At 71.8% G+C, this 9,890-nt stretch carries 8 protein-coding genes, 1 tRNA gene and 1 pseudogene; 1 reads left to right on the forward strand and 9 read right to left on the reverse strand.

The window, feature by feature from the left end; all coding sequences use genetic code 11:
* Nucleotides 1–75: 75 nt before the first annotated feature.
* The 4 genes from AC1DT4_RS14390 to AC1DT4_RS14405 form a co-directional block, all read right to left on the reverse strand.
* Nucleotides 76–2,628, reverse strand: coding sequence for a helix-turn-helix transcriptional regulator (locus AC1DT4_RS14390; RefSeq protein WP_477090481.1), 2,553 nt, complete (start codon nt 2,626–2,628; stop codon nt 76–78).
* On the reverse strand, nt 2,625–4,109 hold the full coding sequence (locus AC1DT4_RS14395; RefSeq protein ID WP_477090482.1) for an Hsp70 family protein: 1,485 nt from the start codon (nt 4,107–4,109) through the stop codon (nt 2,625–2,627). The genes AC1DT4_RS14390 and AC1DT4_RS14395 overlap by 4 nt, the downstream gene beginning before the upstream one ends.
* 28 nt (nt 4,110–4,137) lie before the next feature.
* On the reverse strand, nt 4,138–4,758 hold the full coding sequence (locus AC1DT4_RS14400; RefSeq protein WP_477090483.1) for a class F sortase: 621 nt from the start codon (nt 4,756–4,758) through the stop codon (nt 4,138–4,140).
* A 65-nt stretch (nt 4,759–4,823) separates the two neighbouring features.
* Nucleotides 4,824–5,552, reverse strand: coding sequence for a DUF4397 domain-containing protein (locus tag AC1DT4_RS14405; protein WP_477090484.1), 729 nt, complete (start codon nt 5,550–5,552; stop codon nt 4,824–4,826).
* Nucleotides 5,553–6,050: 498 nt separating this feature from the next.
* On the opposite strand from AC1DT4_RS14405, the gene AC1DT4_RS14410 reads away from it, so the two are divergent.
* Nucleotides 6,051–7,487 carry a carboxylesterase family protein gene (locus tag AC1DT4_RS14410; protein ID WP_477090485.1) on the forward strand — a complete coding sequence of 479 codons (1,437 nt, stop codon included), beginning with the start codon at nt 6,051–6,053 and terminating at the stop codon, nt 7,485–7,487.
* A 53-nt stretch (nt 7,488–7,540) separates the two neighbouring features.
* On the opposite strand, the gene AC1DT4_RS14415 is transcribed toward AC1DT4_RS14410, so the two are convergent.
* From AC1DT4_RS14415 to AC1DT4_RS14435, 5 genes and pseudogenes are all read right to left on the reverse strand, one after another.
* Nucleotides 7,541–7,711, reverse strand: coding sequence for a hypothetical protein (locus AC1DT4_RS14415; protein WP_477090486.1), 171 nt, complete (start codon nt 7,709–7,711; stop codon nt 7,541–7,543).
* 214 nt (nt 7,712–7,925) lie between these two features.
* A tRNA-Ala gene (locus tag AC1DT4_RS14420) sits at nt 7,926–7,998 on the reverse strand.
* 71 nt (nt 7,999–8,069) lie between these two features.
* Nucleotides 8,070–8,768 carry a histidine phosphatase family protein gene (locus AC1DT4_RS14425; RefSeq protein ID WP_477090487.1) on the reverse strand — a complete coding sequence of 233 codons (699 nt, stop codon included), beginning with the start codon at nt 8,766–8,768 and terminating at the stop codon, nt 8,070–8,072.
* Nucleotides 8,765–9,154 carry a ribosome silencing factor gene (gene rsfS / locus AC1DT4_RS14430; protein WP_477090488.1) on the reverse strand — a complete coding sequence of 130 codons (390 nt, stop codon included), beginning with the start codon at nt 9,152–9,154 and terminating at the stop codon, nt 8,765–8,767. The genes AC1DT4_RS14425 and rsfS overlap by 4 nt, the downstream gene beginning before the upstream one ends.
* Nucleotides 9,155–9,170: 16 nt before the next feature.
* A pseudogene (locus AC1DT4_RS14435) lies at nt 9,171–9,890 on the reverse strand (hypothetical protein); the annotation flags it as partial.

Raw genomic sequence — 9,890 nt, forward strand, 5'->3', positions numbered from 1 at the left:
GGTCCTGCGGCCGCGTCGGGGTATACCCCGCATGCGGAGCCGTTCGAGTAGGGGGATATCCCTGGGGTAGGAAGATCACGCGGTGGCCCTCGTCCCGCCATCGCCGGCATCGCCGCTCTCGGCGTCGTCGAGGATCAGGCGCAGCTTCGCGATGAGATCCGACCTGTTCGTCGCGCCGAGGCGACGACGGATGCGGGCGATGTGGTGCTCCGCGGTGCGCGGGGAGATGAAGATGGTCGCGCCGATCTCGGTGTAGGTCTTGCCCTGCACGACGAGGGCCGCGACCTCGAGCTCGCGCGGGCTCAGGTCGGAGGGGGTGCGCGGGCGCGGAGCGGATGCCTCGTCGTTCTCGACCGCGGGGGGGCGCAGGTCCTCGTGCGGATGCAGGCGGCGGGCCGCGGCGAGGAGCCGCGCGGTGATGCGCCGGTCGCCGGTGTGCCCGGCCCCGTGCCCCGCGAGGCGCGCACCGTCCCAGGCGAGCCCGACGGTGCCGAGCGCGGTCGCCGCGGCCTCCACGGCGTTGGTGTCGACCGTGCCCGCCAGCACAGTCGTCCAGACACGCCCTGCCTGCGCCATCACGCAGGCCATCCGGCTGTGCGGCGCGGCCTCGAGGAGCGCGTGCGCGTGCGGCGTCATGTCCTCCGGCCGGCCGCGGAGGATGGCCTGCTGGATGCCGGCCCAGTGCGCGTGCGGTGACCAGAGCGGCGGCGAGCCCAGCTGCTCGAGCCGCGCGAGGGCCTGCGCGAAGTGCGCCTCCACGCGCTCCGGCTCGCCGACCCTGGCCGCCGTCACGACGAACTCTCCGAGGGGCAGGATGCTGAACAGGTCGAACGACGCACGCATGAGGCTCTCGCGCGCGCCGCGCCACGCGACCGTCAGTGCGACGGAGTCGTGGAAGCGGCGCGCGATCGTCACGTTCAGTGCGTCGAACAGCAGTCGCTCGCGCGAGCTGAGAGCATGTGCCCTCGCCGCGATCGGCTCCAGTGCCGCCTCGACCTCGTGCGCGCGTTCGAGCTGCAGGGCGACCCAGGCACGCCAGAGCACGAGCCGGTCGTGGGCCCACGCGCCGCCGTGACCGTCCTTGAGCGCCCGGTCCAGCACTCCGAGTGCGACGTGCGGCTCGCCGAGATGAAGTGCGGCGAGCGCCGCCACGACGGCGGGCAGCTCCGGGATCGGGGCGGACGTGCGCGCGGCCGAATACATCTCCGCCGCGCGGACGAGATCGCCGAGGGAGGCGTTCGCCGACGTCGTGAGCGTGGCGCGCAGGCCGCTCTCGAGCAGGTCCATCGAGACGGCGAGCGTCGACGGCATCGTGAGTCCTGGCGCCTGGACGGTCGTCGAGTCGAGGATCCCGGTGTCGGCCACGGCGAACGCGGCGACGGTCGCGCGCGCACAGGACGTCGGAGACGCCGGGGCGAACGCGCGGTACACCGCATCGCTCATGCTCGTCAGGCCGCGGGCCGCCCAGACTGCCGCGGCGGTGTCGGCGGCGGCGTCGTGGTCGGGATGGTCGGCGGGGATGTTGACGCCATCGAGGATGCGACTGGCCGCCTCCACCCCGCCGAGCTCCCACTCGGCCTGCGCCTCACGGATCGCGGCGGTGGCAGGGTCGGCTCCCGCCTCGCGCGCATGGTGGTAGAGGTCGCGTGCGCGACGCGCGTCGGTCGCGCGCACCGCATCGCCGTGGCGCAGCAACAACGTGGCCAGATCTGCGTCGCGGACTCCGTCGACCAGGCTGTCCAGTGCGACGTCCGCGGCGGCCGGACCCGTTGCTCCAGCGACCGCGTCGTCGTACAGATGGATGATGCGCTCGATCGACGACGTCGCCCGCACTGCGGACCGAACGACCGGCGCCGGTCGTCCTCCCGGGAGCAAGAGGCCCTCGGCGTAGGCGGAAAGGACGAGGTCGTCGCGGTCCGGGGGCATCCCGTCGTCGCCGCCCAGGCACTGGAGCTCGACGAGGCACCGCACATCGGGAGCGACGGTGCGCAGGCGATGTGCGATGACGTCGCGCAGGGCGTCGTGGAGGGTGTCGTGATCGGCGTCACCGGCGCAATCCGTCGTGTGGTGGACCGCCAGCGACTCCGAGACGAGCCAGGCGGTGCCGCCGGTCGCATCGAGCAGGGCGTCGAGGCAGTCGTCCGACACGATGTCGCCGACCTGCTCGATGTGCGTGCGGAGATCGGCGCGGCCGATGCTCCCGAGAACGACAGCCGGCGCAGAGCGTTCGAGCTCTTCCGCGAGCGCGCGGAACAGGTCGCTCTGCGGCCACGGACGGGCAGCCAGCAGGAGGCCGGCGTCCGGGTCCGCGGTCCGCTCCCTCAGCGCGGAGGCCTGATCGGCGTCGAGCAGGTGTGCGTCATCGACGACGAGCACGTGGTCGACGGGCACGGTCGCGATCTCGACCCGGGAGCGCGTCGTGCTGATCGTCGACCCAGCTGCAGCGAGCTCCCTGCGCAGGTGACGAAGGAATCCCGACTTGCCCGACCCGGCTGGACCGGTGAGCAGGACGCGAACCGGGGTGCGCGCAGAGATCACCGCGTCGACGTGGGCGCGGGCGTGAGCCGTCCACAGCAGGGGGCTCCCCGCCAGGCGGAGCCGGGCGGGGATCGGCGTCGTCGGCTTCATCGGGTTCCTGTCCTGACCTCGGCCGCGAGGCGGGTGGGCCCACCGTGCGACGAGAAGAGGTCGGTCACGACGCCCGGCGGTGCGGGCGTCAACAGCGGTTCGGTCGACGAGGTCGGCGTGGTCGACGAATTGGGCGACGGTGTGCTCGGGGCCGAGCTGCCGGGCTCCGTGTCCACGTCTGGCAGTGCGTCGGAGGGCGCCAGGACCGCGATCGCGATCCCGAGGAGGAGGACGGCCGCCCCGAGGGCGACCGCGACGACGGCGGCCGCCCGCCCTCCCCAGGAGCGCCCGGGCTCTGGCCGCGTGAAGACCGGCACCGCGTTGTTGTCGTCGGTGCCCGTACCGTCGGCGGTCGGCGCGTCGGCCGGCGGGCGAGCGTCGACGAGCATCGGCGGACGATCGGCGTCGGCGATCGCCCTGACGGCGCCCATCGAGATGGCGGCCTTCGGGTCGGCGTCGACCGCGACCGGCCGATCGAAGCGCTCCGAGAGCAGCTGGGCGACTCGGGGGATGCGAGACGAGCCGCCGGTCAGCAGGATCGCGGCGACGTCCTCCGGCAGCACCTTCGCGGACTCCAGGAGGTTCGCGACGACGTCGGCCGTCCCTCCGAGACCGTCCTCGATCATCCCCTCGAACTCCGCGCGCGTGAGTCTGACGGTCGCGTCCCCGTCTCCCACGAGGACGAGGACCACGGTGTCGGAGTCGAACGAGAGCGCCTCCTTGGCCTCGACGGCTTCGCGACGGAGCGAGGCGAGCCCGGCACGGGCGTCCCCGTCGGACGTGAGATCGTCGAGCGACAGACCTGCCGCTCGGACGGCGTGCCGGAACACCGCGTCGTCGAAGTCCGCGCCCCCGAACGCATCGAGGCCGACCGGATCCCCGACGATCTCGATGCTGCGATCGCCCTCGATGCGCACCAGGGCGGCGTCGAACGTGCCGCCGCCCAGGTCGTAGACGGCGAGGAGCGATCCGGGCTCGAGCGAGCGCTCGAAGGCGTAGTGCCGCGCCGCCGCCTCCGGCTCGCTGATGAGCCTCACGTCGCGCCATCCGGCTCGTGCCAGTGCGCTGAGCACGAGACCCGAGCGGTGACCGCCCCACGATGCCGGGATCGACACGCTGAGCGCGGTCGGCCGCTCTCCCTCGCGTTCGGCGACGCAGTCGACGACCCAGGACACCAGGAGCGCGAACAGCTGCTCGGGGGTGAAGCGTCGGTCGCCCGCGCGGATGGGGGTCTCGTCGCCGATACGCCGCTTGAACTCGCGGACGAGCCGTTCGGGTTGCGCGAAGCCACGGCGCTCGGCCGCGTCGCCGAAGAGCAGCTCGCCGTCGCCGACGAAGACCACGCTGGGGACGCTGTCGGCGTGCCGGCCGAGCGGAAAGGGAGTCGGAGTGACGAGTCCGTCGGGACCGACCCGGGCGATCGCGGCGGCGGTCCGGCTCGCGCCGACATCGACTGCCAGCAGCAACGATGGCTTCGTCATGAGACGTCCTTCGGGTCCAGTGCAGCGGTCATGGGGCCAGGGCAGCGAACACGACGAGGTTGTCGGTGTAGTGGCCGACGGAACGCTCGAAGACGCCGGCGCAGGTGATGAGGCGCACCTCTGGGCGTGGGACGTTGCTGTACACCTCGGCGGTGGGAAAGGCCGCCTTCGCCGACTGCGTCCGCGCCGTGACCGTGAAGGTCAGCGACCGGGCGGTGTCGGTGTCGACGATGACCTCGTCGCCGACCTTCAGCTCGGCGAGGCGGTAGAACACGGCGGGGCCTGTCGTGGAGTCGACGTGGCCGGCGATGATCGCCGGTCCGATCTCCCCGGGGGCCGGTCCGTCGGCGTACCAGCCGGCCCGGTCGTAGTCGACCGGTGCTGTGAGCGCGCCGGACGGCCCGACGCTCAGCTCCTCGAGCGAGGAGGACACGCCCAGGCTCGGAATCCGCACCGCTACGGGCCTGCCGACGTCGGCGACGGGCGCCACCACGGACGGATCCTGCAGGCCACCCGCGGCGAACGCATTCGCCTTGGCGGCCGGTGTCGCCACCGACGCAGGCGCCGGACGCGGGTGCGCGGGTGCCATCGCGACAGCCGCGGCCAGCGCACCGCCGACGACGGCCGCCGCCAGGGCACCCAGGGCCACCTGGCGCGCTGTGCCGACGAATCTTCGAGCAGCGGAACCTCGGAGACCGCGCCGCGTGGCGCCGATCACCACAACCTCCACGCTCCGGGCACCCAGCCGACCGTGGACGAGAAGCCCCTCGGAGCGGTGCCACCGCCACCGGTCTGGACGCCACCCTCGGGCGATCGGCCCACATCCGCAGAGTCGACGATCGGCAGGATCGTGAGGCCGCCGTCTGCGGTGTCGAGGACGAACAGCGTCGAGACGCTGCCAGGAGCGACGTCGACGACGGCCGAGGCCGTCACGTTGCCGCCCGTGAGCTCGAGCGTCCAGGAACCCGCCGGAACCTCGGCGTAGCCGGTCACCGTCCCGGCAGCGGCATCCTGCGCGATCGGCAGGCCGGTCGAGGTCTCGACGTCCACCGAGTCGGTGATCGTGGATGCCTGGAAGAGCCTGATGCGGCCGTTGCCGGCGGTCGGCGCGGCCAGGTCGTCGTCGACGGCCTTCACCTCGAGGTCGGTCGACGGACCGTACGCGACGACCGTCGTCGCACTCGTGGCGGGGACCTCGATGTCGGCCGAGATCACCGCAGCCGTGGTCGACGACGATCCGGCCGGCACCATGCTGACCTTGTACGTGCCGGGCTGGATCTCGGAGTACGGCGACACGTCGCCGTAGCTGACGCCGTTCAGCTCGAGCACCGTGGCACCGTTCGGTGCGGTGACCTCGACGTCGACCGTCTTGGTGTCGGGAGACAGATGCCCCAGGCGCAGCCACCCGGATCCCGCATCGGCGGCGGTCGCCGCGGTCGGCATGAAGGCAAAGCCGAGGGCAACGATTGCAGCAGCGGTGACGGCGCGCAGAGCGCGGCGCGTGCTCGAGCGGTGGTGAGTCACGTCATTGTTCCTCTCGATGCAGGTGGTGCCGGCTGGCGCGGCCCGTCAGCCGACGGCGGCGATCCGGCCGGTCTCGACAGGCCCCTGTGAGGAGGCATCACGCCGAGCCGAAGGACTGCCATGCGAGTGGTTCGGAGCCATCCGCGCTCCGGATGGGAATCAGGACGAACTACTCATGTCCCGCTCATGTGCGGCGCGGTCCTCGCGAGTGCTGAACCAGCCCATGTCCCCGCTGTGGGAGCTCGCGAACGCCGGCCGTGGTGCTGGGCGTTGGCTGTGTGTCATCGGTGCGAAAGGTGTGGCGCGGATTCGTCCGGCGCGAGTAGCGTCCCCATCGATCATCCAGTTCACACCTTTTGTCCCGACTTGCTGCTGCCCTTGCTGGCCAGCCGCTGCCGGTTAGCGCGCCGTCCCGCGGTGTCGTCAGGGGTTGTGGTTGTCGGCGGGTGGGGCCCGCAGCGAGCCGCTGGAGGCGGACGCATGGTCAGGTCAACGAAGACGTCTCGAAGGGCTGCACTCATCGGCCTGCTATCAGCGGCTGCGCTCGCGTTCAGCGCGGTGCCGGCGTCCGCTGGCAGCAACGTCGAGGTAACGCCGTACACGACGAGCAATGACTGGACGTACAGCGATTGCGGGTACCCGGTGGCCGCGCACGAGGAGATCACGGGGACGTACAAGGTGCGGGCGGCGAAGAAGAACAAGGAGTCGTTCTACTTCGTCACGGACACGTTCTCCTACCGACAGGTCCACACGCGCGTCGACACCGGCCAGACGTTCATCGTCCGTGGGGACGCCAAGGTCAAGGACGTGCAGGCGACGCGGGTCGAGGGCAACGTCTTCAAGTCGACGCTGGTGGTCAAGGACCGCCCGCGAGTCGTCGAGAGCTCGACCGGCAAGGTCGTCCTGCGGGACCGCGGGACCATCCGGTATGAAGCGCTCTGGGACACGGGTGGTGACACAGACCCGGGCAAGCAGTTCCTCGAGCTGATCAGCATGACGGTCCGTGGGCCGCACCCGAGCTTGGACGAGGACTTCTGCAAGGCAGCAGGCGACCTCGTGGGTACCGGCTCGGCAGACCGGATGACGTACAAGCCCGTCGGCTCGACCGGGTCAGCTTCCGGCTACATGGAGTACCTGCCTACGGACTACGCCGCCACGACGAAGTCGCCGCTGCTGGTCTTCTTGCACGGGTACGGAGAGAGCGGCAGCGGCTCGGCCGAGGACCTCCCACTGCTTGCCGGCACAGCGATACCCCGCTTCATCGCGAACGACGGCTGGCCCGACAGTCGGCCGTTCGTCGTCCTGGCACCCCAACACACGGTCACTGACGGCCCTGCCTACGCCGTCTGCCCGGAGTACCGAACAGGCTCATGCATCATGCAGATCCAGCACGATCTGGGCAACGCACCTGAGGCGTCGCCGTGCATGACACCCCAGGAAGTCGATGCGTTCGTGAACTATGCGATCGCCGCGTACGACGTCGACCCGTCGCGGGTGTACCTGACTGGGCTCAGCTGCGGTGCGTACGGCCTGTGGGAATACCTCGGGGAGCACGGCAACGAGAAGGTCGCCGCGGCTGTGCCGATCGCTGGTGACGGCCGGCCCGCCTTGGGCTCCGTCGGGTGCGGCCTGGCCGAGGTGCCGCTGTGGGCGTTCGCCGGCGATGTTGACGAGGTCGTCGACCCCGCTGGGAGCATCGAGAGCGTTGCAGCCATCAACGCGTGCCCGCCGCCTGCGGCGCAGGCGCAGGTGACGATCTACCCCGGTGTCGATCACGACTCGTGGACGCAGACGTACGCGATCGGCGCCACGAACGACATCTATACCTGGCTGCTCAGCCACACGCACGCATAGTCGTCGGCGCACGAGAGCGGCCCAGCCGAGCCGCTCTCGTGCGCTCGTGCGCGTCAGGTTGCAGGCTTGGTGCCGATGCGCTTGATCTGGTCGCGGAACTCCCCGTCCTGAATGTTCTTCAGGTTCGTTTCGCGTTCCTGCTTCAGCTTGGTGGATCGACGGAAGCAACGACTGGGCCGAGTCTCCGGCTGGCGGAGCGCGCCCAGCTCCGGCGCGCCTGGCATCGTGGGAATGGGTGGCGCGGAGCCGAAGCGGATGTGCGTCTGCCGGCGGGAGCGGCCGTCACCGGGTCGAGTGCTGGTCCGGTTCAGTCATGCGTGGTCGGTGCAACCCGTCGCGAGACCGAGTCTGGACCGAGAAGTGTCCTAAAAAAGTCCAGTGGCCACGTCAGGCTCCTAGGTTCAGGATCCCGGCGTGGCCTCTGACCAGCACTTTCGGTGGAGCTGAGGGGATTCGAACCCCTGACCCCCTGCATGCCATGCAGGTGCGCTACCAGCTGCGCCACAGCCCCGCAGCCCCCCGAGAGGGACCACTCACGCCCGTAGGCGCTCGGAGAGTTTAGAACGAACGCGGGCCCAAACGCTAATCGGGGTCGCGGGTCTCGGAGTCGGCGTCCGAGTCGTGCGTCGTGTCCGGTCCCGCGTTCCAGTCGCTCGACGCGTCCGTGGGGCCGAGGTTGTAGCCGACCATGCGCCACGGGGGCGCGAAGTCCCCGCGGGTGGCGACGAGCTCGGTCCAGTGGACGTTGAGCATGCCGGTGAAGCCGTGCCAGTCGGTCGGCATGCCCAGCAGGTCGCCGACGGCGCAGCTGATCGCCGAGCCGTGCGAGACGACGACGAGCGTGTCGTCCGGACCGAGCGCGGCGGCGTGCTCGAGGATCGCCTCGCGGACCCGCAACGCGACCTCGGCACGGGTCTCGGCGCCGACGCCCTCGGGCTGGCCGCCGGCCCGCCAGACGGCGAACTCCTCGGGCCAGTCGCGCTTCAGGTCGTCGCCCGTGAGGCCCTCCCAGAGACCGAACGCGCGCTCCCGCAGCCGGGCGTCCACGACGAGGTCGAGGCCCGCGGCGCGGCCGAGGAAGCCGGCGGTCTCGTGCGCGCGGCTGAGGTCGGACGTGACGATGACCGTCGGCTCGTGGCGCGTGAGCAGCCGTGCCGCGGCTGTGCGCGCCTGCCAGCGGCCGACGTCGTCGAGCGGGATGTCGACCTGGCCCTGCAGGCGCGCCTGCGAGTTGTAGGCGGTCCGGCCGTGCCGGACGAGGAGCAGGCGGCCAGCCGTCACGCGTCCGCGCCCTGGTCGGTTCCCCGCGCGTCAGCGGGGAGCTCGATCACGGGGCAGTCCTTCCACAGCCGCTCGAGGGCGTAGTACACCCGGTCCTCGGCGTGCTGGACGTGCACGACGACGTCGCCGAAGTCGACGAGCACCCACCGGCCCGCGCCCTTGCCCTCGCGCCGGATCGGCTTGGCGCCCAGCTTGAACAGGGCCTCCTCGACGGCGTCGACGATGGCGCCGACCTGGCGCTCGTTGCTGCCGGAGGCGATGAGGAAGACGTCGGTGAGCACGAGCTGCTCGCTGACGTCGAGCGCGATGATCTCCTCGGCCTTGATGTCGGAGGCGGCGCGAGCGGCCGCCACGGCCAGCTCGATCGCTCGTTCGGTCGCAGCCACAGGTCTCCTCGGGTGGTCAGACAGATCCGGCCGGGAGGCCGGTCAGGGTGGGGATCATGGTCGCCGCGACGGAGGCGGCGGCGGTCCCGGCGTCGTCCTGCCCACGGCTGAGCAGCAGGACGATGAGGAAGCCGAGGACGAACGCGACGAGCGCCAGCACGATCAGGTGCAGCCAGGTGTACGGGTGGCGCGGGCGCTCCTCCTCGTACTCGTCGTCGTACTCGTCGTCGCGCGCGGGCGTGCCCGGGAGCGGGTCCGGGAACCCACTCACCGGCGGGGGGAAGGCAGGGGCGGGCTCGCCGCCGGCGCGCGGAGCAGGCACGGTACCGGTGGGCGACCACGCGGCCGGGGCGCCCTCGGGCGACGGGGCCTGCGGCGAGGTCGACCAGGACGGCTGGCCGGCCGGCTGGGCCGGTCGGCTGGTGGCGGGGGCGCCGGACGTCCGGGTGGAGGCCGGCGTCGGCTGCCACGCGCCCGGCTGAGCGGTGGGAGCGGGGGCGGCGGTCGCCTGCTGCCAGGGCGCGGGCTGCGACGCGGGCGTCGGCGGYGTGCTCTGCTGCCAGGGCGCCGGCTGGGTCGCGGGGGTCGACGGTGCGCCCGCCGGACGGGGCGTCGGGGTCGAACCCGGCTGGGTTCCCCACGTCGTCGGGGCTGCGCCTGCGCCGGCGGCAGCGGCCCAGCTGGGCCCGTCGCGCCGCACGGGCGGCTGCGGGGCGACCGCAGGGCCGTCCGGCGG

Source organism: Cellulomonas sp. P4_D11 (genome assembly GCF_056401915.1).